The following is a 752-nucleotide window of genomic DNA, read 5'->3' as shown; positions in this document are numbered from 1 at the left end:
TATAAAGAAATTAGTAAGAATTATAAATTTGATCAAAAGGCCTTACTGATTCAATTTTTCATACGGAAAAATGAGGACTACAAATCCTCCATGAATTAGGGAGATGCTTCATTGCATTACCATTGACGAATTTCAGTACCCATCCCCCTACCTTCAAAGCTCCAACCACAACACCTGTCCGTCGCAGAACCAAACAACCATGACAGCATTTTATCCCTTACTACCTTTCCTTATTTTTTTCAACAAGTTCTACGATTTAGATTATTTTTTGATAAATTGAGAGCAGAAAATTACTGGATTGAATTACAATAAGTATTTCCTATTCCATTTGATACCATAATCTCCCTATGAAGAAAATCTGCTTACTTCTCGCTGCCGCTCTGCTTTTTGGTTTTGGAACTGCCCAAGCCCAGGAAGTACCCGAAAGTGAATTCACCCCCCTTTTCAACGGTGAAAACCTGGATGGATGGATAGGCAACAAAACTTCTTACCGGGCAGAAAACGGCATGATCGTCATCGACCCCAAAGGCGGTGGCGGAGGAAACCTATTCACGGAAAAAGAATACAGCAATTTTATTTTCCGATTTGAATTTCTCTTGACTCCAGGGGCCAACAATGGCCTCGGCATCCACGCCCCTTTGGATGGAGATGCCGCCTATCTGGGCAAAGAAATCCAGATCTTGGACAACGAAGCTGAGAAATATGCCAACCTCCACGACTACCAATTCCACGGCTCGGTCTATGGAGTCATG

1 protein-coding gene is annotated in these 752 nt (G+C 42.2%); it reads left to right on the top strand.

The genetic code is table 11. The features are described 5' to 3' along the window. Positions 1-347: 347 nt before the first annotated feature. The coding region (locus B879_RS21255; RefSeq protein ID WP_040401600.1) for a 3-keto-disaccharide hydrolase at positions 348-752 on the top strand (405 nt) is incomplete at its 3' end.

The organism is Cecembia lonarensis LW9 (genome assembly GCF_000298295.1).
GTDB classification, from domain to species: Bacteria; Bacteroidota; Bacteroidia; order Cytophagales; family Cyclobacteriaceae; genus Cecembia; species Cecembia lonarensis.
This window is presented reverse-complemented; position numbering and strand designations above follow the sequence as displayed.